The sequence below is a fragment of the Pseudomonas sp. A1230 genome (genome assembly GCF_044218825.1).
GTDB lineage: Bacteria > Pseudomonadota > Gammaproteobacteria > Pseudomonadales > Pseudomonadaceae > Aquipseudomonas > Aquipseudomonas iridis.
Map to the genome: position 1 here is coordinate 5,062,372 of NZ_CP162582.1, position 25,890 is coordinate 5,088,261.

A 25,890-nucleotide genomic window follows, 5' to 3' on the forward strand; every position below is an offset into this window, starting at 1 on the left:
GGTTGAGTAACTCCTGTTCAAGAACGCTCGCCCTGCGCGTCATCACCGAGGTAAAGCCGAAGGGTGGCGAGGGCCAGAGTCTACGGATAAACTGGCCTGCCTTTACCTGCCAGTTCATGGAAAGAGAGCAGACCACATGGCGAAGACCTTCGAGCTGGAAACCCTGAAGATGCGCCTCAACGACGCTGAATTTCGGCTGCTGGATCTGCATCAGCGGATTCAACGTGCATTGCGTGCGCTGATTCTCGACGGCGCCCTTGGCCCCGGCTTGAAACTGCCCGCCACGCGGGTGCTGTCCAAGTCATTGGGGTGCGCCCGCGACACCGTCGAGAACGCCTATGTGCAGTTGCATCGGGACGGGTTTATCGTGCGCCGCGAAGGCGCCGGCAGTTACGTCTGCGACACGGTGGGCGTCGAATTGCGCGGTACTGGCCGCCGACGCCTCAGGGCTCAGGAAATCAGGAGCAGCGTCGCCGCACCGGGCGCCGAACTCAGCCAGCGCGGGCGGATGATCTTCGACACCGGCGGCGTGCGCGATCAGCAAGTCATCAAGGCATTCGCCACCGGTTTGCCGGAAACCCGCAGCTTCCCGACGGATGTCTGGGAGCGTTTGCAGCGCCAGGTCATGAAGGACTATCGCGCGAGCGTGCTGCTGCATGGCGATCCACAAGGGGCTGAGCCCCTGCGCAAAGCGATTGCCACCTACCTGAACCTCGAACGCGGCGCGAAATGCTCCCCAGACCAGGTACTGGTCTTGAGCAGTACGCGCCAGGCGTTGTATCTGTGCGCGCAACTGCTGGTGGATGCAGGCAAGCCGATTCTGATGGAAAACCCCGGCTACTACGGCGCCCGCAAGGCCTTCCAGATCGCCGAAACCAAGGTGATGCCCATTGATGTCGATGAACAGGGCATCCGCACCGACCTGTTATACGCCGACCGCAGCGGCGCCAATTGCGTGTATGTCACGCCCTCTCACCAATACCCCACCGGCGCAACGTTGCCGCTGGAGCGGCGTCTTGAGTTGATCAATTGGGCGGCGCAAAAAGGCAAGTGGATCATCGAGGATGACTACGACAGCGAGTTCCATTACGACGGGCAACCCACGGCGTGCGTGCAAGGCCTGGACAAGTATCAGCGCACGCTCTACATCGGCACCTTCAGCAAGACCCTCTACCCCGGACTGCGCATGGGGTACATGGTGCTGCCCTCCGAACTGGTAAAGCCCTTTGCCTATGCGCGCAGCATGATGGACGGCCACACTCCGCAAACGCTGCAACTGACGCTGGCGCGCTTTATGGAGGACGGCCATTACAACGCGCATGTCCGGGCCATGCGCAAGCTGTATGCCGGACGCCGGTCGATCATGCACGACGCCATCGGCAAGTACTTGAGCACGGTGGTCACCGCCGAACTGCCGCCGGGCGGGCTGCAAATCCCCTGCTTGCTGAAAGCCGGGTGGTCCGAGGAAAAAACCATCCGCCAGGCCGCCACTGCCGGCGTGCAATTGTCCGGCCTCAGCGGTTTGTACGCGGGCGAACCGAAGCAACAGGGCTGGCTGCTGGGCTACTCCTCCCTGACCGCGTATGAAATAGAAGCCGCCATGTTGCGCCTGGCCAACGCCCTGAAAATCTAATGGCCTAGCGCATAGTTCATCAGCAGCTGCTGGGCCTGGACGGCCATCCGCGCACGCGGGGACAACTTTGAGTATTCAACCGTGATGACGGGTTGAGGCTTGGCGGTGTTGAACAACCTGAATCGTGACGTGCGGGTAGCCGCCAGGCGGCCGGTGGGGATGATGCCGGGCATCGGAATTCCTTTTCAAAAAAGCGCAGAAGGTTAATACGGCAGCCTGAAACGCTTGGTCAGGTCGCTGATACCTTCACGAATCGAACGTTCAGTGCGGCCGTCAAGGGCACCGCTGCGCACGCCACCGAGCATGGCCAGAATCATGTCGCCGATCTCCCTGAATTCATCGACCCCCATGCCACGCGAAGTGCACGCCGCACTGCCGAGACGAATGCCGGACGTCACGGTGGGCTTGACCTCATCGCCGGGCACGACATTTTTGTTCACGGTAATGCCGATTGCCTCCAACGCACGCTCGGCGACATTCCCCACCAGGCCCCACGGCCGCAGGTCAATCACGCCCAAGTGACAGTCGGTCCCGCCCGACACGACCAACAGCCCACCTTCAGCCAATCGGCCGCACAAGGCCTGGGCATTGGCGACCACGGCGTGGGCATAAGCGCCGAAGGCCGGTTGCAATGCCTCGCCCAGTGCCACGGCCTTGGCTGCAACGATATGCATCAGTGCTGCGCCCTGCAGGCCGGGGTACACCGCCGCATTGATCTTCTGCGCAATGCCCTGCTCATTGCACAGGATCATCCCGCCACGCGGGCCGCGCAATGTGGCATGGGTACTGAGGGTGGTGACATGGGCGAACGGCACAGGAGACGGATACGCACCACCCGCGACCAGCCCTGCGACGTGGGCGATATCGGCCATCAGGTACGCACCCACCTCGTCGGCAATCGCACGAAACCGGGCGAAATCCAGCGCCCGTGAGTACGCCGAGGCCCCTGCGATGATCAGGCGTGGACGTTCTTGTCGGGCGATCTGCTCGACCTGATCCATGTCGACCCTGTGGGTCACCGGGTGCACGCCATAGCTGAGGGCCTGAAACCAGCGACCGGACAAGTTGAACGCAGCACCATGGGACACATGCCCTCCGGACTTGAGGTCCAGGCCCAGGATCTTGTCCCCCGGCGCCAGCAGAGCCAGAAACACCGCCTGGTTGGCCTGGCTGCCCGAATGGGGTTGCAGGTTGGCATAGGCACAGCTGAACAGCTGCCTGGCCCGCTCGATGGCGAGCTCTTCAATTGCATCGACATTGCAGCAACTGGCGTAATAGCGACGCCCTGGGTAGCCCTCGGCATATTTGTTGGTCAGCACCGATCCTTGGGCCTCGAGCACCGCACGACTGACCACGTTCTCTGCGGCGATCAGCTCGATTGACTGCACTTGGCGCTGACGCTCGGCGTCAATGGCGCGCCACACCTCCCCGTCCACCTGAGGCAGCGCAACGCCGCTGACCCCTGGCAGCGCGTGGCCCTCCCGATAAGCGAAATGCGGCATGGTCACTCCCTTTCTAAACGCCCGGTAACACGCCGCACTACCCTATCCGCCCACGGGCCGGCCAGCCATACCAGTTCGCTCAGATGTTGCAGACCACCGCCCTCAAAGCCCTTGCCACACGTCTACGCAGGGGCAGGCGCGGTGAAATCGCCGCCATTTAAAGTGGTCTGGTGGCCTCATCGGTAATGGACTATCGCGCAAGACCATCGCCTCATTAAGCTCTGCGCCGAATTTGCCATGCTCACTACACAGGTTTCGCCATGACGATTCGTATCGGGTTACTGCCACAGGTCGCCGCCGCACACTTTGTCAGTCATTTGCACATCATGGTGCTGGCGGCGCTATTCCCTCTGCTTCCGGCTTTTTTCAAGGTGGAGTATGTGGAACTGGGCCTGGCGTTGAGTCTGTTCAATATCGTCACAGCGCTGGTACAGGCACCCATGGGATTTGCCGTGGACCGCTACGGTGCCAAGCGCTTGCTGTTGGTCGCGCTGGCACTGGGCAGCAGCAGTTTCCTGCTGATTGCACTCCTGCCCGGCTACACCTGTTTGTTGATCGGCATGGTACTGGCCGGCGTCGCCAACGCGGTTTATCACCCGGCCGACTACGCCCTGCTGTCCCGCCATATTGACCCCGCCCACATCGGTAAGGCGTTCTCCGTGCATACCTTTGCCGGATTCCTTGGCGCGGCCGTGGCCCCGGCGTTTTTGCTGGGCATCGCGGTGGCGAGCAACCTGCCCATGGCCTTCGCGGCGGCGGCATTGGTTGGCTTTTTCGTGCTGGCGCTGTTGTTGATCCCTGGCTCCGCACTGGCCAGAGTCAGTCGCGTGTCTCTCGCCGCCGACCCGACACCCATCGGCGCCAGTCGCCTGTCACTGCTCTCGCCTATGGTGCTCAGCCTGACCCTGTTGTTCGTGCTGCTGAACCTGAGCACCGGCGCGATTGAGAAGTTCTCCGTCGCCGCCCTGATGCAAGGCCAGGGCGTGGCCTTGACCTGGGCCAACTCGGCGTTGACCGCCTTCCTCTTTGCCAGCGCTTTCGGCGTGCTGGCAGGGGGAGCCTTGGCCGACCGGACCCGCCGCCATGGCGTCGTCGCAGCCAGCGCGTTTGCCTTGGCCACCGTGCTGATGCTGCTGGTCGCCACGGCACGCTTGAGCGAGCCGGCGCTGCTGGTCGTGCTGGGGGCTGCGGGTTTCCTGACCGGGGTGATCGCACCGTCCCGCGACATGCTGGTACGAGCGGCGGCCCCGAAGGGTGCCGAAGGCAAAACCTTCGGCATCGTCTCTACCGGTTTCAACATCGGTGGCGCCATCGGGCCCGTCGGGTTCGGCTGGCTGCTCGACCAAGGTCAGCCCAACGCAATTTTCTGGGCCAGCGCCGCCTTCATGTGCTTGACCGTTGTACTGACTCTGATGCAGGAGCGGTCCATGGCCAGGGCCCGAAAAACGGCGGCACTCCAAGTGGCATTCAAGTGACCTGAATCAATAGCCGCAACGTGTTTTTGCCGCAGACTTGAAGGGCGCCGTCCCGCATTTATTGCGCTGCACCCTCGCTTGTGCGGACCCGTTATTTTTGCAAGGACTGCACGGTAAACCCTAACACCAATAGCCGATTTCCTTGGAGTTAAAACATGGAACGTTTGAATTGTGGTACCGATGACGTAGTAAAAAACATGCTGGCCAAACTCTCCACGCTCTGGAAAACCCGCGCGGCCGTCAACAACCCGCAACCGAACTACTGGGGCCTCGCCTTCGATGCCGGCAAGCAAGACTTCAGTCTGTCGCTGCTACCGTTTCGTCATCACCAGGCCTGGCTCGAAGCCCCTCAGGACCTGCAATCCAAATGCCTGTCGTATGCGTGGGGCATCTACAACCTCAAGACCATTTACATCGAATGCAATGTGGTCGTGCCTGCCTGCGAGGACATTATCAAGACCCCGCCGCCGAGCAACAACCGCGCCCTGCTGCAAGACGTGATGTCTCAGGCACTGCTCGACGAAGCCCTGCACACGCGCATGTCCATCATGGCCTGCAACTATATCTATGACATGCGCAAACTCACCCCGCTGGACTTCAGCGCGTTCAACCTGGTGACCTGGCGCGAGGCCCTCCTGGCCAACTGCACCGCCGAATGGGAGCGACGCCTGACCCGCTTCGGCGTCGCGTGTGCCAGCGAAACGCTGATCACCGACTACCTCAAGACCATGGCCGAGGACGCCAGCATTCAGGCGGTGTGCCATGAGGTCACGCGCACCCATGCCATGGACGAGTGGAGCCATTCCAGCGTCTTCAGCTTCGTCGCTTCCGACATCGTCAATGGCCTGAGCCGCAAGGAACGCGAGTACTTGCGCTCGATCATCCTGCGCACGGTGCAGATGTTCGCCAATAACGAAATGGGCGCATGGGCCACCGTGTTTTCGATGTTGGATTTCCCCCATGCCGGCGAGATCGTGCATGACGTGGGCGACAACAACGAAATCAGCGTCTACACCGACTCGCTCGAAGCCCTGATAGACCGGATCGGCTTGACCGGCAACGGCCTCAGCAGTGCCGAGCATGCCATTGAAACCTTAGGCGAGAAGGCCCGCGCATGAACGGCATGGCATCCCTCAAGGCCCTGTGCGAACACGTCAGCATTGAAACGGCCAACGTAAAAGTTTTCACCCTGCGCGCGGTAGACGCACCCGTCGAATTCCTCGACAGCCTGGAGGCAGGCAAACACGTGGCCCTGCACGCCGCTGACATGGCGGGCACCCATCACCAGCGGTTGTATTCGATCACGCGCAAGCACGGCGCCGACCGGTTCGACATTGCGGTCAAACGCGAAGGCCGTGGCGGGGTTTCGGACCAGTTGCACGCCACGCTGCAAGCCGGCTCAACCACCGCGATGCAGTTTGTGGCAGGTGATATTTCGCTGGAGTCGGTTCTGGGTTGCCGACAGGTCGGCATGCTCGCCGGCGGCATCGGCATCACCTTGCCGATTGCATTGCTGCGCGGCCTGGCCGAGCGCGCGCGACGCGGATTGGCGGTGCCCGATGTGAGCCTGCTGCTGTGTGTGCCGTCCATCGCCGAGATTTCGTTTCTACATGAGTTGCTGGAGCTTGAGCTGACCACATCGTGGTTCTCCTTGCAGGTGTTCGTAACCCGCGAAGCGGTCAACAACAACGGACACTTCAGCGCCGGTCGTCCCCATGTCCAGGACCTGAGCCGGCTGGGTAACCCCGACTGCGTGGTGATTTGCGGCAGCTATGGCTTCGCCCAAGGCATGCGCGAACACACTCTGGCCATGTTCCCCACGAGCCGCTTGCTCATCGAGTCATTCACGCCACCGGCCGCGCCGGCCTCCGCCGCACAGCCTGAGGCTCAGGCCAACGCGACGCTGCGCCTGCACTTGAACCACAACGATCAGGTGCTGGAGCCGCCCGCCGGCAAGAGCTTGCTGGAGATGCTCGAAACCAGCGGCATCGCGGTGCGCAGCCTTTGCCGCGCCGGCATCTGCGGTCACTGCCGGCTGAAGGTATCGGAGGGTCACTACACCCTTGAGCCCGACTTTTGCCTGACCGACAAGGACAAAGACGACGGCTACGCCCTCGCCTGCTGCACCTTCCCGCAATCCGGGACGATCAAGGTCGACCTCTCCACCACGGTATGAACATTTACCGTCCTTACTTCAACAACTGGTTTTTTCCATGAAAACTGCCATTGCATTGCGCCACATTCACTTCGAAGACGTTGGCACCCTCGATGCCGTTCTGGCCGAAGAAGGCTATACGCTGATTTACCTGGACCCCACGGTCGACGCCATCTACAGCGAGCCGGTGCTGCAGGCCGACTTGTTGATCATACTCGGCGGCCCTATTGGAGCTTATGACGAGCAGCTGTATCCGTTTTTGCACGACGAATTGAAACTGGTGCGCCAGCGCGTTGCGTCCGGAAATCCCCTGCTGGGCATCTGCCTCGGTGCGCAATTGATCGCCCGGGCCATGCACGCCGACGTCTACCCGATGGGGGTCAAGGAGATCGGTTTTTCACCGCTGACCCTGACTGCGGCCGGTCAAGACTCGCCGCTCGCCGCGCTGATGGACACCCCCGTGCTGCACTGGCACGGCGACCAGTTCGATGTACCAGAAGGCGCTGTGCTGTTGGCCAGTACTCAGGTGGGTGCTCATCAGGCGTTCGCCGTGGGCAACACGATTCTCGGCCTGCAATTTCACCTCGAAGCCGATACCGCCAACATCGAGCAATGGCTGGTTGGCCATGCCAGCGAACTGGCACAAACCGGCATCGATCCTGTTGCGTTGCGCAGCGAGGCCATAAACCTCGGCGACCGCCTGACCCGCGCCGCGAGCAACGTCATGCGGGCCTGGCTGAACAATTTGGGCACCCCGATAAAACACTAATAGCGGTCGGGCAACCGCCCACCGCATTTGCACCGTGTAAAACCACCTGAAAAATATCAAGGATGAGGAATCAAGAATGATCGTCGTATTGTTTGAGTTACAGGCACTGCCAGGCCAGGGCGAGACTTATGTTGACCTGGTCAACAAGCTGACCCCGCTGCTTGAACCCATGGACGGGTTTATCTCCGTCGAGTGCTTTCAAAGCACGCTGAACCCCAAGAAGGTGATGTCGGTCACCACCTGGCGCGATGAGGAAGCCGTGGTGCAGTGGCGCAACGTGACAGCCCACCTGTCGGCACAGCGCGCCGGACGCGACAAAATCTTCGATGACTATCGCGTGCGCGTGACATCGGTGATTCGTGATTACGGTCTGCGTGATCGCGAACAGGCGCCGTACAACGTAGTCGTCGACGGTGAACCCGCCACGGCTGCGGCGGTGGTTTAACGGCGTATTCTGGTCACCTGCACAGGGGCGAGAGATTAATGTCGGTGGTTGTGGTGAGCGGGCTCACCACAACCCCTCTTCCACACTGGTAATCCCGCAACGCCTATTCACGCAAGCCAACCTCCCATGCCTTCTGCGGCCGCCACATACTCCTGAAAATGGAATGTGCACAAAAAGTCCTGGAAAAATATCAGCCCTGTGAATAAGTCTGATCACCGGTACCAGGCTAAACCTCCAGCAAGATCACCCACCAAAATCGGACATCTGGTGGAGGCCCTTAAATAAAAAAGCCCCTGAAATCAGGGGCTTTGGCATTGCTTCAAAAGCTGTTGTCTAAAACCATTCGTCTGGGTACCAACAACATAGTTTGACACAACCCATCGCGTAAATCGGGGTCTGTAGGATGATTCGCGATAAAGACAACAGCAACATAGATTGACACAGATGGGCTGCGCTTCAAATACAGGGCCGGGCTGCTCCCAACATAGTGTGACACCAACAACTGAAGTAAGCGGTCAGGAGGGGAGCAGCATAATCTGCGGTCTTCAGCACAAGCTCAGTGCGATGTCTAAATCTGTGCGCAACCTACGGCCGGCTCCCATAAGCACATAAACCGTATTTTTCGTCTCAAACAAGCAGTTGTGAGTGAAGGAAACCCCCAACGTTGATCTGACCCAATCACCAGGCGCAAAACGACCTTTTCTATCTTGGATAACCGTCAATGCGTAAACCAAGGCAGGGATAAGCCCTCTATCGGTGATGGCTATTCGTTGACGTGTTGTAACTTCGAGATCCAAGATTACCCAATCAGCAACAAGGCAATATGCACGGGAAGGAAAATGCAGACCTGCGAATGTCACTGCATCTAAATCGGGGAGTGGGCACCCGTTTATGTTTTCGCCTGCGGAAAGCAGCGAGGTAAACGCCGCCAAATTCATTCATCCCTCCAGCCGGTCGGTAAACTGACTCGAACGTGAATCATCCATAAGCATAGCTCTCAGCGAACAGCCTGGTACCGATGGCGACGAATAGTAGCCAGGTCGCCTCACACCTGGTTTCTCAACTCTCCCTTTATCTCACTGAACGGGATGATTTCTATTGGCGGCGTCACAGCACAAAGCGGTTTACGCCAATAATCCACGCTATGCCATTGGCCGTGCTTGAACCCAACCTCTGGGTAGGTGCCGATGTGGGTGAACCCGAGTGCTTCATGGATACCTATACTTCCTGCGTTGGGTAAGGCAATGCCGGCATAGGCTGCATGAATCCCCTGTTTCTCTAGAACTGGTAGAAGCTGCTGATAAAGCGCACGACCAACCCCTTTTCGGTGCACAGCCGGATCAACATACACGGTGACATCCGCCGACCATCGATAGGCTTCTCTCGCTCGATGCTCGCTTGCGTAAGCGTATCCAACGACGTTGCCCTCCACCTCGGCTACCAGATAGGGATGCGGCGGTAGTGTTGCGGTTATTCTTGATGCCATCTCATCAACAGTCGGTGGTATCAGCTCGAACGAGATGACTGAGTTCAAACCATTGGAGCATAGATAGTCTGGATGGCAGGGGCATCAGATGGTGTAGCAACCCTCACTTTGTAATTCATGTCTTTCCTTACTGCCCCTTTAAAAAATCGCGTTTGAAAGGCTGAACCACCTTAAGGCCTAGCCCTTCAGGATGTCGCGATAGGAACGTGAACTACGCCTTGAGCGGGCTTACCGCATCCACGAACCGTAGAGAGCACCGTTCAGTGAATTGTGAGCTTTTGCTCATGGGGACTAGGCTGCGGGATATCCACGACAACGTCTTTAGCACCGAGAACCTTCGCCAGGAACAGCGCCGTTAACCCACCGAAAAACTGCGCGATGATGAACAGCGCTACGTCTGACATCCGTATCCCCGAGAATGTATTGGTGAACACGCGAGCAATCGTCACCGCCGGATTCGCACTTAAAAACCAGTCGGACCCTACGCATGCGCTTCAAGTTTAAATCATGCCGCCCGTCAGGAGACACATGCGAAGATTCGTTGTAAATAGGAGCCACTCATCGGTGGGTATGTGCCGCAGAAATATTTTTTTGAAAAAAAAATACAGACATTACAGAATTGTAATTCTTCAATCATCTCCCTGTTATCTTCAAATTGCAACGATACAAGTCGGCGACGATACGAAAGCGCAACGCGCTTTCCGTAAACAATAATTCCAGCCGAAGAACTTACTAGTTCTGCCAAACCTAAGGAGTGATTAATGGATAACAATACAAAATTCTCAATGGCCGCTTTAGCGTTGGTTGTCAGTTCTGGGCCTTCCATGGCATTCGCAGAGGAAAAGACTGGGGGATTTATCGAAGATAGTAGTCTTTCCGTGCTAAATCGAAATTTCTACTTCAATCGTGACCATCGTAACGGGCAATCAAGCCCCACAGGCAATGGTTATTCAGAGACTTGGTCGCACGCGATCATCAGTAAATTTGAATCCGGTTTTACTCAAGGCACTGTCGGTGTGGGCGTCGATGCTTTCGCGATGATTGGGTTGAAGCTTGATACGGGTGACGGTCGAAATGGTGGTCGTAGTTCGTTCGATGTACTGCCTGTCAATGGCGATGGTGAGGCTCGAGATGAGTACACAAAAGTCGGTGGGGCAGCAAAGGTTCGCGCTTTTGACACAGTAGTGAAAGTTGGTGATGTTTTTCCAGCGAACCCCGTCGTGGCTTCTGGCGACTCAAGACTACTACCCGAAAGTTTCCGCGGTGTAACCGCGACCAATACCAGCATTGAAGGACTGACTGTTCAAGGTGGTCGCCTGCACGCCATGAGCCAACCAGTCTCCAGCAATATGCGCGACAACTTCGCGACATTCTATGCAGGGCCTGTTAATTCACCTTGGGTAGGCTATTTCGGCGGCGACTACAACGTTAACAAAAATATCATCGTTAGTCTCTATTCCAGTCGCCTCAAAGACGCTTGGAATCAATACTATGCGGGCACGGGATTGAATTACTCACTGTCTGATCAGCTTTCTGTATTCGGTGGCGTGAATTACTACAAGGCCGTTGATGAAGGAAAGAAACTGCTGGGAGAATTCGACAACAATATTTGGAGCGCTAAAGTTGGCGTGAAGTATGGTGCGCACTCACTTGCACTTTCTCACCAGCGAAATAATGGTAATGACGACTTCGACTATCTGCGTCAGTCGGACTCTATCTTTCTCGACAACTCGATCCAATACAGCGATTTTAACTCGCCAAAAGAACGTTCGTGGATGGTTCGCTACGACCTCGACATGAGCTCGTACGGCGTACCAGGCCTGTCGTTTATGACACGTTATGGTCGCGGCACCGACGCTGACTATTCCAACGCTAACGCAACATACATGAGGCGCGATGCAGACGGGAACCCGTTGACAGATCAGAAACGTTGGGAGCGCGACATTGAGGTGAAGTACGTCGTTCAGACAGGTTCCTTGAAAGATATGTCTTTCCGCTTGCGGCAAGCGAATACTCGCGCAACCGCTTTTGAATCGGATCTGGATGAGGTCCGTGTGATTGTTGAGTACCCACTCGCCATTCTGTAATACCTAAACGGGAAAATTCTCGGTTCTTCTAAATTGTCCCATTTTTGATTGAAAATTTCAAAATTGTAATTTTTCAATCATCTCCACGTTAACTAGGATTGCTTATAGTGAGTGGGAGTTATTAGGAATCTAGCTAGCGCATCTGGTTAGATCTCTACAGACAAGTAGCAAGCCTGTGAAAATCTGGAAACTCATTGTTGTTCAGTTAAAGCTACAATTTCACCTTTAGAAGCTCCTTCGGAAAAGGGTGAATTTTTAAGACGTCCCTCGGGACGTCTTTTTTATACCTGTTCGAAGCGAATCTAAAAAACGCCCGATTCCTATTTTTCATATCAGTCGAGCGTTATAGATTGTTCAGATAGTAGGATAGCTACTAGCCACCACGTTTGCGACACTCTCCAGCCACAGTGTACCTAATCGTATTTAGCTGCCCATTTGAATCTTCATAAGTCATGGCGGCTGGCACCACCGCGCAGACTTTTGCAGGCCGCACCACACTGATCACTTTCACAACATCCATCTTCATTCCGTACTCGTATTGTTTCGCTACAGGTGCGCTTTTCCCTTGGCTAATAGCATACTGCTCCATAGCTTTAGCATTAGCCGCCATCATTTTCTCAAAGGTTTTGTCTCCTCCCCCTTCAGCAGAGACAAGAGAGGATAACGCCAGAGTTCCAGCGAGAGTAATAATGCTCATGAATTTCATATTGAGTACCTCATATATTAACAGTTACCAGAATATCAACTAGAACATTGCGTAGGTGTGGCGCCAGGATTACCGATGTCCAATCTGCCATCCAAAAAAAACCGCAACCGGAAACCGGAAGCGGTTTTTTTTATTCAGCGTACTGCTACATTTACATTTCATCAGTCTCATCTTTAGCATCACTTGACACTACTGGCTCGATTTTTCCTTCTTTAGCCACGTACTTCTCCATTGCTAGATCATTTGCGACCATCATTTTCTCAAAGGTTCTGTCTCCGCCACCTTCGGCTAAAGCAACTGAAGAAAGGACTAAAGCACTCGCTAGAGCAAAAATTTGAGCAATTTTCATACTGACACCTCATCTAGTTGACACTCTTAGGGTATCAATTCGAACCTATCAACACGGTGGCGCCTAGATTACAGATTCGTTATGTTGCGCACATAAAAAAGCCCCCCATCGAATCTCGATAGGAGGCTTTGAGAAAACTAAATTATATGGATGCTATTTTGTCGTCTTTGGTTTCTTCCTCGTCTCGGCGGTGCACCCATTGATAAAGAGCAGGCAGTATCAGCAGAGTCAACACAGTTGAGGATAGGATTCCCCCGATTACTACGGTAGCTAGAGGTCTTTGAACCTCTGCCCCCGTTCCGGTTGCCAGTGCCATCGGAATAAACCCAAGAGAGGCCACGAGAGCTGTCATCAACACCGGACGTAAACGTGTGAGAGCCCCTTCATTAATTGCGGAACTTAAAGAATGTCCTTCCTCGCGTAGATTACGTATGAAAGCGATCATCACCAGACCGTTTAGCACCGCCACTCCCGACAACGCGATGAAACCAACACCTGCCGAGATCGATAGCGGGATGTCTCTCAGCCATAAAGCCATGACACCCCCTGTCAATGCGAACGGAATACCAGTAAACACCAGTAGGCCATCCTTGAGGTTGTTGAACATCATGAACAAGAGTGCGAACACCAGAAGCAGGGCAACCGGCACTACAATCTGTAGTCGCTTGGCAGCGGATTGGAGCTGCTCGAACTGCCCTCCCCAAGTGGTCCAGTAACCGGATGGGATTTGCACTTCCTTATCAATGGCGCTACTGGCCTCCTGTACAAAAGAGCCGATATCACGCCCACGCACGTTGGCGCTGACGATCACCAGACGCTTGCCGTTTTCTCGGCTGACCTGGTTAGGTCCCAACACTAGATCGAGGGTCGCCACCTCTGAAAGAGCTATGAATCCGATCTGGTCAGCATTGGTGTTGAGCAACGCCGGTACCGGGATTAGCAATGTGGACAATCCCTCGAGATCCTTACGCATCGCGTCGGATAAACGCACCACCATGTCAAATCGGCGGTCTCCCTCATACATCGTACCGGCTTGTCGACCGCCAACTGCCACCGCAATGGTGTCTTGCACGTCGCCTACGTTGAGTCCGTAACGGGCGGCTTTGTCGCGGTCGATGTTGATGGTCAGTACCGGCAGTCCCGACGTTTGCTCAACTTTGACCTCGGAGGCACCATTGATCTTCTGCATTGATGCGGCGATTTTTGCAGCGGTGCCGTTGAGCACCGCCATGTCATCACCGAATACCTTGACCGCCACATCACTACGTACGCCTGAAATCAACTCGTTGAAACGCAGTTGAATAGGCTGAGAAAGCTCATAGTTGCTTCCGGGCATCGCAGCTGCAGCTTTTTGAATATCGTCTATCAATGCCTCCCTTGATTTATTCGGATCAGGCCATTGACTCTTCGGCTTGAGCATCACATAGCTGTCAGAAATGTTTGGAGGCATTGGATCGGAGGCAATTTCGGCAGTACCTGTACGACCAAACATCCGTTTGACCTCCGGTACTTTTGCCAATACCAGGGTTTCCAGGCGTTGCTGCATCTCTACCGATTGCGTCAGGCTGGTACCTGGGACACGCAATGCTTGCAACGCGAAATCGCCTTCGCTGAGACTCGGCACAAACTCACTACCCATCCGACTTGCGACCACACCGCATATTGTGATCACGCCTAATGCCATGGCGAATGCCAACGATCGATGGCCCATGACCCAGTCCAAAGCTGGAGCATACATCCGGCGGGCGCCACGCATGATGACGTTTTCTTCTTCCTTGACCTTGCCGGTCACGAACATCGCAATCGCAGCAGGGACAAAAGTTACTGACAACAACATCGCCCCCAGTAAGGCGATCACTACGGTGAAGGCCATCGGGTGGAACATTTTTCCTTCGACGCCAGTAAGCGCAAAAATCGGTAGGTACACGACCATAATGATCAACTGACCGAAAATTAATGGTCGGCGTGCTTCCTTGGCAGCAGCGAATACTTCGTGAAAACGTTCAGAGCGAGTGAGGATGCGCCCGTGGTGTTGCTGCGCATGGGCCAAACGCCTGATGGCGTTTTCAACAATTACCACCGCACCGTCGACGATGATGCCAAAGTCCAAAGCCCCAAGGCTCATCAGGTTGGCGCTAACTTTATTGGTAAACATGCCGGTGAATGTGAACAACATAGCGAGCGGGATAACCATGGCAGTGATCAGCGCTGCACGTATATTTCCCAAGAACAGGAATAGAATCGCAATCACTAGGATTGCACCTTCGATCAGGTTCTTTTTTACCGTGGCAATCGCCTTGTCCACAAGATTGGTACGGTCATAGACAGTGACTGCTACAACCCCTTTTGGCAGTGAACGGTTGATTTGCTCAAGCTTGTTGGCAACGGCCTGCGCCACGGTGCGGCTGTTCTCGCCGATTAGCATGAACACTGTGCCGAGCACCACTTCACGACCGTTTTCGGTCGCTGCTCCCGTGCGCAATTCACGGCCGATATCCACGGTTGCAACATTCTTCACACGTATTGGCGTACCGTCGACATTGGCCATGACGATATTGGCGATATCGTCGGTGGTTGCTACTTGACCAGGTGCACGAATCAGTAACTGTTCGCCGCTGTGCTCGATGTAACCGGCACCGACGTTAGCGTTGTTGCGCTCCAGCGCTGTAACAAGGTCAGTCAGCGTGAGCTTGTAAGCGGCCAAGCGTTTTGGATCGGGCGCAATCTGATACTCCTTGGCAAACCCGCCAATGGTATTGATTTCGGCGACCCCAGGAACATTGCGCAGTTGAGGCTTGATGATCCAGTCTTGAATCACCCTCAGGTCGGTCGGCGTATAGGGACTGCCGTCCTCCTTGACAGCCCCCTCTTCAGCCTCGACCGTCCACAGGAAAATCTCACCAAGACCGGTTGAGATCGGTCCCATGACAGCTTCCACACCTTCTGGCAGTTGCTCTTTGGCCACCTGTAATCGTTCGTTGACCAATTGCCGAGCGAAGAAGAGGTCCGTGCCCTCTTTGAAAATAACAGTAACTTGCGACAAACCCGAGCGTGACAGCGAACGAGTTTGTTCTAGAGCCGGTAAACCAGCCATTGCTGTTTCGATGGGGAACGTGATGCGTTGTTCGGTTTCCAGTGGTGAAAAACCTGCTGCCCCCGTGTTGATTTGCACCTGGACGTTGGTGATATCGGGAACCGCGTCGATCGGCAGCTTCTGATAGCTTGCTATACCGAGGCCGGCCATGAGGAAAACCGCGAGCAGTACGATAATGCGCTGCTCGATGGCAAATTGGATCAGGCGTTCGAACATGAGAACCTTCTCGTGGAAATGGCGGATCAGTGGGCGTGTTCAGCCGAGGCTTTACCCAATTCTGATTTCAAAATGAAACTACCGGCGGCGGCGATTTGAGCTCCGGGCTCCAGGCCTTCCTTGATCTCGACCAGACCCGCCGAACGACCACCTGTCTCCACTGGCTGAGCTCTAAACCCGTCCTCCGTTCGAACGAAAACAGTTTGCTTGTCCTCGACCGTCTGAAGAGCCGCCTCAGGTACAGCGACCTTTGTCTGCCGAGTACCGGTGTCAACCTGCACGGTCACAAATAGCCCCGGACGCCATGCACCTTGTGGATTTTCCAATGTCACGCGGACCGTGGCTGTACGGGTTTGCTCGCCCAACAAACTGCCGACATAGGCCACGGTTCCAGTGACTTCAGCATTCAACTCCGGCGCACTGACCTTGACCGATTTGCCTACGAGTACCTTGTTCAAATCCTTTGGTGAGACTCCAAAGGTCACCCACACACGCGACAAGTCGGAGAGCGTAAAGGCATTGGTGGTTTCGCTGACAACTTCACCGAGGGCCAAATGTTTCTCGACTACAACCCCGTCAAACGGCGCACGCAATTCATATCGATTACCCCCGCTGGCGACCGAGCTACCACTCAGTACGCTAATTTTTTGCCGAGCATTGCTGAGAGCAATTTCAGCTTCTTGCAAAGCCTGGCGGGCTTGCAGGAAGTCCTGTTCTGCAGAGATTTTGTCCTGCCATAACTGTCGCTCTCGCTCGTAGGTAGTACGCGCCAACTCAAGACGACGTTGCGCAGCGGCTTGTTCACTGCGCTGATCAGAAATTTGTTGGCTAGCGATTACGGCCAGCAACTGACCTTTTTTCACTGGTTGACCAAGATTGGCATGAACCGACTCAACGACACCAGGTACGCGGGGCACCACGTGCGCAGTGCGGTCTTCATCAAAACGGATTTCTCCAGGAAAGGGCAATGAAAGGCTGATGCTCTGCGCTTTCGCTTCAACCAGTTGGATGCCGGCAGAGCTGATCTGCTCTTCGCTCAGAGTCAAATGACCCTCTTCAGCTTCGCCTTCTGCGTGTTCGCCCTCGGCCGGTTTTCCGTCAGCAGTTTCATCGCCGTGATCGTCATAGCCTTTGCCCTCCTGAGTCTGAGCTTCAGCTGAAGGCACCGATGGGCTTGTCATCCAAAACGAACCGATGCCTATACCTATTGCCAAGGTTAGTGCCGAGACGAGGATTAGTTTTTTATCCATGGAGACTCCCTGCGCAACCCAGTCGGCATTCACGGATTAACGTGGTATTGCGATACTGAGCAGCGGTAAAAAAAGCGTTATATGAAATTCACGGGGTACGAGTGAGAATGGCAACATCACCGAAAATTCGCTCGATACGCACCCAGGCGTCTGTCGCCTCGGCGATGGCTTGGATGTATTGCGTGCGAGCGCTAATCAATGTGCGCTGAGCATCGAGCACGTCGAGAAAGTTAAACTTACCCATTTCGAAACCTCGGGTAGCGGTATCGACGGCACTTTGCGCTGCAGGCAGGATGGTTTGATTGAACGACGCCACTTCAGTGTTAGCAGTCAGCCACTGATCTAAGGTGGTTTGGATCTCTGTGCGCAGTCGTAACTCACTGGCATTCCGAAGGTCGCGAGATTGATCGGCACGGCGGGCTGCGGCCAGTACGTTGCCTTGGTTACGGTTAAACAACGGGATGGGCATAGATAGCCCTACGACATTCACCCGCTCGCGCTCACGCTCGTCGTATTGACTCCCGATACTCACGGTCAGGTCCGGAATTCGACGAGCCTTCTCAAGACCAAGAGAGGCTTCCCGCTGATCTATTTGCAGTTTTGCTAATCGTAGCTCTGCAGTTTCACCAATTCGGCTAAACAGCAGCGACGAATCGGGCACGGTTGGCATCGACCGATTTGGATCACCCACGGACACAAATGCAGGCAAAGGCGCCCCCATGACCTGAGCGAGTCTCTGGTAGGCACTGGCCTCATCCCGCTCAGCCCGCCTCAACTCTAGGCGCACTTCTGATAGCTGAACCTCTGCGCGCGTACCTTCAACGGGTGAGGATTTGCCACTCTTGATGCGACCTTGCGCTGCACGCAAACCGCGCTCGGCGAGCTCAAGTGATTGACGTGACAGCAGCAGTCTTTGCTGAGCCGTTGAGGAACTATAAAAAGCCTGAATGACATCGGCACGCAGAACGTTACGCTTGCGCTCCAACTCAATCCCCGCTGCGTCCTGAGCTCTATTGGCCACTTCAATCCTAGCTCCACGCTTACCGCCAAGCTCTATCGGCTGGCTGATCATTACCGTCGTGGTGCGCGAGTTTCGCCGAGTATCTTCAGCCTCCCAGGAAACCTCAGGGTTTGGAATCAATCCAGCCTGCTGTCGCTCTCCCTGAGCAATACCTGTCTCCCATTGAGCGGCCGCTAGGTCTGGGTTGTTGGAAAATGCAGTTTCAAGCGCTTGATCCATTGTGAGCATTTGAGCGTTTGCGGCTAACAAAGGAGCATTCAAAAGAGCAAGGATCGAAATAAGACCTGCTTGTAGCATGGTTTTATGCGTGATTGGGTGAGCAATAAACTTTCTAAACCGAAGTAATTCCATCATTCCCCAAAACCTTTATACAAAAAGAATTTCCCATGAGGCAAATATAATTCCGCACACCTATCAACAAGGTGACTGAAGAATTACAAATACGTTATCTAACGAATAAGCCTCACTTAATGCATTAGGATTAGGGCAATAAGTGCTCGCACCAAGCGACATCCCTAGACAAAAACGGGAGGCGGCTCTTGTACTACAAGGTGACGAGGGTCGCACGAAACCTTGTTAGTTTTAAACTCTATGATCCCAGAAAATTAAAAATGCAACCAGAATCCAACATTTAAACAGATGGTTAACTTTAAACAGATTCAACGAAAAGAGCCATTACGAACCACTTTAAGAAGGGTTAATTCCTATGCGTATTCTTGTGATAGAGGACGAGCCAAAGACTGCTGAATACTTACATCAGGGTCTAACTGAAAGTGGCTATATTGTAGATTGCGCATCGACAGGAGCTGATGGACTCCATCTGGCACGGCAGCAAGCTTATGATCTGGTATTACTTGACGTAAATCTTCCTGAAATGCACGGATGGGACGTTCTTGAAAATATTCGGCGGTCTAGCAGTACTAGGGTAATGATGCTTACTGCAAGAGGACGCTTAGAAGATAAAATTAGAGGATTGGATCTGGGGGCTGATGACTATCTTGTCAAGCCATTTGAATTTCCAGAGTTGCTGGCAAGAGTACGCACTCTAATGCGTCGTAGCGAACACATACCAATTCAAGAAGTGTTAAAAGTTGCTGATCTTGAACTTGATCAAGGAAGGCATCGCGCATTTCGCGGAAAACAACGCATAGATTTGACGACGAAAGAATTCGCACTGCTCCATCTATTAATGCGTCAATCTGGAGAGGTGTTATCTCGTACTCAGATCATTTCATTGGTTTGGGACATGAATTTTGATTGCGACACCAATGTTGTCGAAGTTTCGATACGTAGGCTCAGAGCTAAAATAGATGACCCATTTGAAACTAAATTAATCCATACGCTCCGCGGCGTAGGTTATGTACTGGAGGAGAGAAAATGAAGCAAGTCAGCCTGTCAATGCGATTGGGTTTGACAGTAAGTATAATGGGAGCAGTACTAGTAGTTTCTTTAGCGATTCTGGCCTATTTAGCGCTTACCCACGAGCTTGATTTGCGTGCAAAAAACAGCTTAGAAAAGAAAATGAATCAAATTGAGCACAGTTTACTGATGGATATCAGTACTAGCAACATGAGCCTAAAGCCACACGCACTATTAGATCAAGTGCTAGGGCATGACAATCTTAATCTCACTATTTTTGATGATGAAAATCTGAGTGTCCCTGTCCTGAGTTTTGGAGCAGATATAACCGTAGTTTCTAGGAGCAAAATCGGAGCAACCGATAGCACTAAGATTTCTTACTACTCCTCGGCACAGGAAAGCGAAAATCACATCCTCACAGCAGCGAAACTCATGAGGCTAAAAGATGGTGAATTCGTATCAGTCTTGCTGACTATGGACCGCTCGAATGATGAATCACTGTTAAGCTCTTATTTGAGTTCAACCATCGTAGCGGTTCCGCTGTTGTTGATCCTTATTGGTATCAGTGCTTGGGCGATAGTGCAACGCGGATTGTCCCCACTCCGGGAATTCTGTGAAGTTGCGGGAATGGTATCAACCCAAGATCTCAGTCACCGACTCTCCGTTGTCAATATGCCCCAAGAGATCAGTGAGCTAGCTCATGGCATAAATTTCATGCTTCACCGACTTGATAGCGGAGTCCAACAACTCACTCAGTTTTCAGATGATTTGGCGCATGAGTTGCGGTCACCGATTACGAACCTTATGGGGAAAGCACAGGTAACTCTTTCTCGTGATCGCTCAGTAAAGGAGTATAAGTCTGTACTAGAGTCTTGCACCGAAGAGTTGGGGCGAGTCACTAGAATTATATCTGATATGCTTTTTTTAGCCCAAGTAAGTCACCCAGCCGCACTTGTACCATTCGAAAACATTTTGCTGGAAGACGAAGCTTTAAAAGTAATTGATCTTTTTTCTCTTTCGGCTGAAGAAAAGTGCGTCGGCATAACCGTCAGTGGTCAGGGCAAAGTTTCAGGCGATCGACTCATGATTCAGCGCGCCATTTCGAATCTTTTATCAAACGCCATTCGTCACTGCCCGATAGAAGAGTCGGTTGTTATTTCCATTGAAACGCGAACCGAAGAAGTCTCCCTTTCAATAAGCAATCCCGGAGTGGGAATTGAACGCCATCACTTGCTTAATATCTTCGATCGTTTCTATCGAGTGGATAATAGTCGCTCACGAGCTGAAGGTGGCACTGGATTAGGATTGGCTATTGTCCGATCTATCATGAGCCTCCATCATGGAACAGCAGATGTCTTTAGTATACCAGGGCATCCGACAACCTTCAGAATTACATTCCCGAAGAACATTTCAACTAGTAACTTAAACTCTCAAAGACCAGGGGAGGTTTTTAGTTAGGATTTAATTTAATCAAAAGCAATATAAAACAGCTTGGCTGCACGAGTCAGATCACTAGGTAATATATGAGTGGGGATCGATGCTTAAAAATCCAAAGACAACATTACTCTTTTTGCTCAGCCAGAGATGAAACCGATGACTCACCAATGGATAGTGAAGATTTAATAGCCCTGTGCAAAATATAACCTTCGTCAAGATACATTACTAGTGCCCAAGAGCAATCCAACGTGAACATCTATTGGTACCGATCTTTGTGACACCCACCTATTACGCAGGTTGATCATGCCTTCATGGATAATCACTCGAGAGTGTGTGGTCTTGCAGATATAGCGTCGCAACCCCCTACTTCGGAATTAAGCTAAATTCAGCATGTTTATTCTAAACTGCAAATCGTATAGACTTTCGTGCAATCTAGATTTTAACGTTATCTTAAGCGCTTGGTGCAAAATTAAATCCCTACTGCAGAACCATTCCGCCTCCTGAGACAATTTTAGAGATTACATAACTGCCTTTCTATAATCAATATTTTCAGCGCGTTTAATTTAGTGCAATCCAATTATTTCGCACAATATCAAAATAAGAATGGCTAAACGGGGTTAATGGGCACGCGACTCAAGGACATATCCAGCACCTCGCAATGTATGGATAAGCTTGTCGTCAAAAGGATCATCAATTTTAGCTCGAAGCCTCCTCATTGCTACTTGAACAACGTTCGTGTCGCAATCACTACTCAGACCCCAGACAGAAGACTTAATCTGCGTGCGCGATAGCGTCGTGCCTGATTGACACATCAAAAAGTGTAGCAAGGCGAACTCCTTGTTAGTCAGGTCAATTCGCTGGTTAGCGCGAAAGGTCCTGTGCCTACCCAGATCGAGCTCCAAATCGCCAACGCGAAGCACATTTAGCGATGCCGACGACCCAGTTCGACGCATTAAAGTACGGACTCTAGCTAACAACTCAGGAAACTCAATTGGTTTGACCATGTAATCGTCAGCGCCTAGATCAAAACCCAAGACTTTATCCTCAACACTACCTTTCTCGGTAAGCATCATGATCGGGGTAATAATTACCTCGCGAATACTTACAAGTAGATCCCAGTCGTCACTTTGCGGGGGGTTTACGTCTAGTACTACAAGGTCATAAGCCTGTTGGGAGACTAAGTTTATGCCATCGATTCCGTTTTGTATGCAATCAACGATAAAGCCGCTTTCAGTCAGACCCTGGCGCAAATAATGAGCGGTTTTCGGATCGTCTTCTATTATCAAGATACGCATTTATTATAAAGTCTCGATACTAATTGAAAATACCACCACACTCATTTAGGCAACTTTACTCACCGGTTCACTTTAGCATCTCAACTGGATGAGTTAAGCCATTACAGAATATCGCGCATTTTTTCAGTTTCTGTTAAATGAGTGAATTGAGACACACGACCATACGGCAAATAGATTTTAGACTACTTGATGACGATAGATGGTCTTATTACAAATTTGTAATTCTTCAGTCACCCTCGCGATAACTCTTATGCAGTACATTGAGCATGCAATATATCTAAACACTCTAGACGCTGCAGATGTCCCTACTGTTAAACGATGAAAACGGCGCGCCTTGGGGGCGAAAATTTTGTGATGCCATCTCGCATTAGAAAAATGTTGTGGTCGGCTGATTCCCTGCCTCGGGAATCATTGATGACGACCGCGCATGAGCCAGCCAATGTAAGACGAGGAACAGTCACCAACCCGTATTATCAAATGAGCCAAGACTCGCAGACGCCGAGCGGGAAATACAGAATAGCGCAGCCAGGCTTTAACAGAGTTTGAACCCCGATGCCGTACTAAAAACGGCTGCCAAAGCTTTCAACGAATATTTGAAATCAACTGCAAGGCGTCGCCTGACTCCGAGGAGTGTGCGTTATGCGAGTACGGCGATGTTTCGCGCAATGAGGATTATCGGCATTCGAAAGTGGTGAACTTGGTAAGCGCATCAAGACCGCTTTGGTCTCTCATCCGCAACTAGAATTCCTTTTTAGACAACTAGTCGCGCCTATCAGAATAGTGATCTAAACAACGTCATCACCTATGCCTTCGATACTAAGACAGATGCGCAACGTCAGCAAGAAAACCATACCCCCGCGACCCAACCACCATCATTTCGCTCCAAAAAAAATTGTTTTTTAAGTCAAGTCGAGCGGATCTATCAGTACAACACTTACTTGGGGGGCATCTCATGAAAAAAATCCTCATCGGTTTTGGCGTTTTGGCGGTTTGGCTAATCGTGGAGCTTCAACCAACCGAGGAAAGCGTTGAGGGTCACTGGTGCATCCATGAATTACATCGCTCTGTTGCTGATTTTTTCTTCCCTAAAACGTAGCGGCAGTCCAGTGACAGTTTGCGCGCACGATCATGTCGAGATATTCCGAGATACCCATGAATAAAAAAATACCAATTCTGAGTACGAAAATTATACTCAGTAGCAATCAATTAATTATTGCAGTTTCAACTTGGCTTCTGTTGTTCAGTAACTGGCCATTTTGGCGAGTTGTTTGGAAAAGCGTGGGAGGCCTACAAGACGGAAGCATCTTATTTGTGCTTAGCCTGCCTTGGTTCGTGTTGATGTGGCTGTACGTGTTACTCAGCGCGATGGCTTGGGGACGCTTCATAAAGCCTGTGCTAGCCATTGTTCTGTTGGTTGCGGCAGCAGCGAGTTACTTTATGAATAGCTACGGCATTGTAATTGACTACAGCATGCTAACGAATGTTATTCAAACAGACATCTCTGAGACCACGGACCTGCTGAACTGGGAGTTACTGCGATGGATGCTGGGTTTTGGTGTTCTACCGGTGCTGCTTATCACCCGAGTCCGTTTGATACAACGATCGCGCACCCGCGCGCTTGCTCATCGATTGATGGGGCTGGCGGTAGCACTTACCTGTTTGGCAATCATCGTATTTACGCTTTACCAATCTTATGCATCGCTCGTACGTAACCATCGCGAACTCAGATTGATGTTAGTTCCTTCGAATGTGGTTTCGGCAATCCATGGGTATATGCGTCGCCAGCTAGCACAGCCCACAGAACTAAAAATCATTGGTGCTGATGCCCGCCAAGGAGAAACTACTGCGAGTGTAAAAAAATCACGCCTGACGTTGTTAATTGTGGGTGAAACCGCTAGGTCCGCGAACTTCTCGCTTAATGGCTACACACGCGATACCAATCCGGAATTGACTCGGCGTGGTGTCTTAAGTTTTGCCAATGTCAGTTCATGTGGAACAGCTACGGCAATCTCCTTACCTTGCATGTTCTTGGATGCGGGTAAACAAGGCTATAAAGACGGTATGGCGTTACGGAGAGAAGGCTTATTAGACGTGTTGCAGCGGGCCGGAGTATCGGTACTTTGGAGAGATAACAATTCGGGTTGTAAAGGTATTTGTGACCGAGTAAAAAATGAGAAATTGAACAATCAGAAAACATCAGGATTATGCAGAGCAGGCGAGTGTTACGACGAAGTCTTATTGCAAGACCTGCAAGCTTACTTGGATCAACAACAGGGTGATTCAGTCGTGGTTCTCCACATGAAAGGTAGTCACGGCCCATCCTACTACAAGCGCTACCCACGCGAATTCGAGCGATTTGGTCCCGTTTGTGATAATAACCAACTAGAGCGATGTACGCGCGAGAGCATAGTCAGTGCCTATGATAACAGTATCGTCTATACAGACTATGTACTTGGACAAACGATTGACTTGCTAAAGCGCAACGCTGAGCGCTTTGATACGGCTATGCTTTACGTCTCTGATCACGGTGAGTCTCTCGGCGAGAACGGGATATACTTGCACGGACTGCCTTATGCTATGGCGCCCAAAGAGCAGACTAGCATTCCCATGGTTCTCTGGATCTCCAAAAACATGCAATCTCGTCAAAAACTAGACGTTCAATGCTTGAGGGAACAGCGAGGCGCATCACTATCCCATGACAACTTATTCCATTCGATATTAGGATTGATGAATATCCAAACTTCGGCATATCGACCTGAGCTTGATCTGTTTAGCGCATGTCAATCCAAAGCCTTGGCCTCATTAAAACTTACTTCAATGACTGGCCAGCAGCAGTAATAGCAGCCAACTAGTGGCAAGAATGAAGTCTAAAGATCATCATTAAAATTAACGCACACTCCACTCAGAGCCATTCATATTAGAATGGTAAGTTTTCAAGCATCTAAAAAAACTGCGACCGACTGTCCGTCTTTTTATTTGACGATTCAGTCGGCCTTTGCAACACTCAATACGAGTATGCCTTCCAGGTGCTTTGCAAATAAAGTAACTCTAAAACTATAATATAAATATATTTAAAATTAACTGCAGTGGGGTTCCTCGGTGAATTTGCGCGAAACATCGACCGCTCCCAAAGCTTCCAATGTTCGGCGTCCTATCAGTACGGGATAGTTCATCTCGCCTCGATCTTTCAGAGAAAATTCCTCTTTATAAATTTTATCTCCTATGCACATCGTCATCATGACGACTGGACGATGTTCAACGCCGCCGGCACCTCTAACTTTTACATTTCGTTCAATCCGTCGTTCGAAGAGTGCGCTACTCACCTTCTTAGTTTTGGTGTCTTTGACTTTAACGTTAAACCGAATCCATTCTTCTCCATCTTTTTGGAATCTTTTTAAGTCCTTCGCATCCATGGATGACGTAAGAGCCCCAGTATCCAACTTTATTTTCACGGCGATATTTTCTGGTAAAAGTATCCCTTCTTCAATCCACCCGAATACCTTTTCTGGTCTAGCCGGGCTCGACAAAACCGGCTCTACTGTTAGAGACAAAAGCATTATCAGCAGAGCACAATTTAAAATAATTTTTTTCATTTTAACTAGCCCTCTGGG

At 52.2% G+C, this 25,890-nt stretch carries 22 protein-coding genes and 1 pseudogene; 11 read left to right on the forward strand and 12 right to left on the reverse strand.

Features of this window, described 5'->3' with window-relative positions; genetic code table 11:
- The first annotated feature begins 136 nt into the window (after positions 1 to 136).
- On the forward strand, positions 137 to 1,633 hold the full coding sequence (locus tag AB4P97_RS23715; protein WP_200612926.1) for a PLP-dependent aminotransferase family protein: 1,497 nt from the start codon (positions 137 to 139) through the stop codon (positions 1,631 to 1,633).
- On the opposite strand, the gene AB4P97_RS23720 is transcribed toward AB4P97_RS23715, so the two are convergent.
- Both AB4P97_RS23720 and AB4P97_RS23725 read right to left on the reverse strand, forming a co-directional pair.
- Positions 1,630 to 1,806 carry a hypothetical protein gene (locus tag AB4P97_RS23720; RefSeq protein ID WP_395601700.1) on the reverse strand — a complete coding sequence of 59 codons (177 nt, stop codon included), beginning with the start codon at positions 1,804 to 1,806 and terminating at the stop codon, positions 1,630 to 1,632. The two genes, AB4P97_RS23715 and AB4P97_RS23720, sit on opposite strands and share 4 nt — an antisense overlap.
- 30 nt (positions 1,807 to 1,836) lie before the next feature.
- A complete protein-coding gene (locus AB4P97_RS23725; protein WP_395601701.1) occupies positions 1,837 to 3,135 on the reverse strand; it encodes a serine hydroxymethyltransferase in 1,299 nt (432 codons plus the stop codon).
- Between the two features lie 260 nt (positions 3,136 to 3,395).
- Between AB4P97_RS23725 and AB4P97_RS23730 the strand changes: the two genes are divergently transcribed.
- The 5 genes from AB4P97_RS23730 (at position 3,396) to AB4P97_RS23750 (ending at position 7,979) form a co-directional block, all read left to right on the forward strand.
- Positions 3,396 to 4,610, forward strand: coding sequence for an MFS transporter (locus tag AB4P97_RS23730; protein WP_261735457.1), 1,215 nt, complete (start codon positions 3,396 to 3,398; stop codon positions 4,608 to 4,610).
- 155 nt (positions 4,611 to 4,765) lie between these two features.
- A complete protein-coding gene (locus AB4P97_RS23735) occupies positions 4,766 to 5,728 on the forward strand; it encodes a diiron oxygenase (protein WP_042561895.1) in 963 nt (320 codons plus the stop codon).
- On the forward strand, positions 5,725 to 6,786 hold the full coding sequence (locus tag AB4P97_RS23740; protein ID WP_395601702.1) for a 2Fe-2S iron-sulfur cluster-binding protein: 1,062 nt from the start codon (positions 5,725 to 5,727) through the stop codon (positions 6,784 to 6,786). The genes AB4P97_RS23735 and AB4P97_RS23740 overlap by 4 nt, the downstream gene beginning before the upstream one ends.
- Before the next feature lie 37 nt (positions 6,787 to 6,823).
- Positions 6,824 to 7,534: a glutamine amidotransferase gene (locus tag AB4P97_RS23745; RefSeq protein WP_395601703.1), complete on the forward strand. Its 711-nt coding sequence runs from the start codon at positions 6,824 to 6,826 to the stop codon at positions 7,532 to 7,534.
- Positions 7,535 to 7,610: 76 nt separating this feature from the next.
- Positions 7,611 to 7,979 carry an antibiotic biosynthesis monooxygenase gene (locus AB4P97_RS23750; protein ID WP_122543417.1) on the forward strand — a complete coding sequence of 123 codons (369 nt, stop codon included), beginning with the start codon at positions 7,611 to 7,613 and terminating at the stop codon, positions 7,977 to 7,979.
- 545 nt (positions 7,980 to 8,524) lie between these two features.
- Here the strand turns inward: AB4P97_RS23750 and AB4P97_RS23755 are convergent.
- From AB4P97_RS23755 to AB4P97_RS23765, 3 genes and pseudogenes are all read right to left on the reverse strand, one after another.
- The gene (locus AB4P97_RS23755; RefSeq protein WP_140396033.1) at positions 8,525 to 8,917 is read right to left on the reverse strand and encodes a DUF6957 family protein; all 393 of its coding nucleotides are present in this window, start codon (positions 8,915 to 8,917) and stop codon (positions 8,525 to 8,527) included.
- A gap of 107 nt (positions 8,918 to 9,024) precedes the next feature.
- A pseudogene (locus tag AB4P97_RS23760) lies at positions 9,025 to 9,584 on the reverse strand (arsinothricin resistance N-acetyltransferase ArsN1 family B).
- A 141-nt stretch (positions 9,585 to 9,725) separates the two neighbouring features.
- The gene (locus AB4P97_RS23765; RefSeq protein WP_230679402.1) at positions 9,726 to 9,899 is read right to left on the reverse strand and encodes a hypothetical protein; all 174 of its coding nucleotides are present in this window, start codon (positions 9,897 to 9,899) and stop codon (positions 9,726 to 9,728) included.
- 327 nt (positions 9,900 to 10,226) lie between these two features.
- Between AB4P97_RS23765 and AB4P97_RS23770 the strand changes: the two genes are divergently transcribed.
- Entirely contained in the window at positions 10,227 to 11,552 is a 1,326-nt protein-coding gene (locus tag AB4P97_RS23770; RefSeq protein WP_042561899.1) for an OprD family porin, read from the forward strand.
- Between the two features lie 373 nt (positions 11,553 to 11,925).
- On the opposite strand, the gene AB4P97_RS23775 is transcribed toward AB4P97_RS23770, so the two are convergent.
- From AB4P97_RS23775 to AB4P97_RS23795, 5 genes are all read right to left on the reverse strand, one after another.
- Positions 11,926 to 12,258, reverse strand: a complete 333-nt coding sequence (locus AB4P97_RS23775) for a DUF2790 domain-containing protein (RefSeq protein ID WP_042561900.1) — start codon at positions 12,256 to 12,258, stop codon at positions 11,926 to 11,928.
- 151 nt (positions 12,259 to 12,409) lie between these two features.
- Positions 12,410 to 12,607, reverse strand: coding sequence for a co-regulatory protein PtrA N-terminal domain-containing protein (locus AB4P97_RS23780; RefSeq protein ID WP_042561901.1), 198 nt, complete (start codon positions 12,605 to 12,607; stop codon positions 12,410 to 12,412).
- A gap of 142 nt (positions 12,608 to 12,749) precedes the next feature.
- Positions 12,750 to 15,917 carry a CusA/CzcA family heavy metal efflux RND transporter gene (locus AB4P97_RS23785; RefSeq protein WP_158830539.1) on the reverse strand — a complete coding sequence of 1,056 codons (3,168 nt, stop codon included), beginning with the start codon at positions 15,915 to 15,917 and terminating at the stop codon, positions 12,750 to 12,752.
- 26 nt (positions 15,918 to 15,943) lie between these two features.
- Positions 15,944 to 17,167 (reverse strand): efflux RND transporter periplasmic adaptor subunit, encoded by a 1,224-nt coding sequence (locus AB4P97_RS23790; RefSeq protein WP_042561903.1) that lies wholly within the window; start codon positions 17,165 to 17,167, stop codon positions 15,944 to 15,946.
- A gap of 88 nt (positions 17,168 to 17,255) precedes the next feature.
- The gene (locus AB4P97_RS23795; RefSeq protein WP_140396034.1) at positions 17,256 to 18,542 is read right to left on the reverse strand and encodes a TolC family protein; all 1,287 of its coding nucleotides are present in this window, start codon (positions 18,540 to 18,542) and stop codon (positions 17,256 to 17,258) included.
- Between the two features lie 352 nt (positions 18,543 to 18,894).
- On the opposite strand from AB4P97_RS23795, the gene AB4P97_RS23800 reads away from it, so the two are divergent.
- Positions 18,895 to 19,569 (forward strand): heavy metal response regulator transcription factor, encoded by a 675-nt coding sequence (locus AB4P97_RS23800; protein WP_080896080.1) that lies wholly within the window; start codon positions 18,895 to 18,897, stop codon positions 19,567 to 19,569.
- Positions 19,566 to 21,005 carry a heavy metal sensor histidine kinase gene (locus tag AB4P97_RS23805; RefSeq protein ID WP_042561904.1) on the forward strand — a complete coding sequence of 480 codons (1,440 nt, stop codon included), beginning with the start codon at positions 19,566 to 19,568 and terminating at the stop codon, positions 21,003 to 21,005. Before AB4P97_RS23800 ends, AB4P97_RS23805 begins: the two co-directional genes overlap by 4 nt.
- A 596-nt stretch (positions 21,006 to 21,601) precedes the next feature.
- Here the strand turns inward: AB4P97_RS23805 and AB4P97_RS23810 are convergent.
- The gene (locus AB4P97_RS23810) at positions 21,602 to 22,279 is read right to left on the reverse strand and encodes a heavy metal response regulator transcription factor (RefSeq protein ID WP_047297377.1); all 678 of its coding nucleotides are present in this window, start codon (positions 22,277 to 22,279) and stop codon (positions 21,602 to 21,604) included.
- 952 nt (positions 22,280 to 23,231) lie between these two features.
- On the opposite strand from AB4P97_RS23810, the gene AB4P97_RS23815 reads away from it, so the two are divergent.
- Together AB4P97_RS23815 and AB4P97_RS23820 are read left to right on the forward strand one after the other, a co-directional pair.
- On the forward strand, positions 23,232 to 23,375 hold the full coding sequence (locus AB4P97_RS23815; RefSeq protein WP_155401178.1) for a hypothetical protein: 144 nt from the start codon (positions 23,232 to 23,234) through the stop codon (positions 23,373 to 23,375).
- Between the two features lie 56 nt (positions 23,376 to 23,431).
- Positions 23,432 to 25,117, forward strand: a complete 1,686-nt coding sequence (locus tag AB4P97_RS23820; RefSeq protein ID WP_158830538.1) for a phosphoethanolamine transferase — start codon at positions 23,432 to 23,434, stop codon at positions 25,115 to 25,117.
- 239 nt (positions 25,118 to 25,356) lie between these two features.
- On the opposite strand, the gene AB4P97_RS23825 is transcribed toward AB4P97_RS23820, so the two are convergent.
- Complete coding sequence (locus AB4P97_RS23825; protein WP_395601704.1) at positions 25,357 to 25,872, reverse strand: ATP-dependent zinc protease; 516 nt, start codon at positions 25,870 to 25,872, stop codon at positions 25,357 to 25,359.
- Between the last annotated feature and the right edge of the window lie 18 nt (positions 25,873 to 25,890).